The sequence below is a fragment of the Mesorhizobium sp. Arg314 genome (genome assembly GCF_053714275.1).
In genome coordinates, this window is sequence record NZ_JBSKBP010000270.1 from 1 (window position 1) to 408 (window position 408).

Here is a 408-nt window from a genome sequence, read left to right on the forward strand (position 1 = left end):
GCCAGGCGATAGCGCTCCTGGGGTTCCCACCGAGGGGAGGGCATCGGCCGACGCGCCATTGCAGGGCGAGCCGTCGGCTCCGGGATTGACGCGCTTCACGCCGCCGCTCCCCGACCCGATGGACATGGATAGCGCGATCGGATTGACGGTGGACGACCACTTTCCGGCGTCTGACCTGGACGTGGACGGGGGGGCGTATCCGCAAGCCCGTGAGGATTTGTCAGTGCAAGTGCTTGGGGAGCAGGAGCATGTTTCGCGGCCGGCCACGCCGATGGAAGCCGATAGCGCTCCTGGATTTGCTGCCGCCGACTGGGGAGCGATTGAGGATCCGCACGACGACGAGCAGGATCCGGGCGGCCTCCTCTATCCGTCGGCGGAGCCGGACTGGCTGCAGGAGCAGCATTTGTT

The 408-nt window shown here is 66.9% G+C and carries 1 protein-coding gene; it reads left to right on the forward strand.

The window, feature by feature from the left end; genetic code table 11:
* Positions 1-85 precede the first annotated feature (85 nt).
* Positions 86-408 (forward strand): hypothetical protein (locus ACWGS9_RS35440; RefSeq protein ID WP_454509508.1); only part of this gene is annotated, 323 nt, incomplete at its 3' end.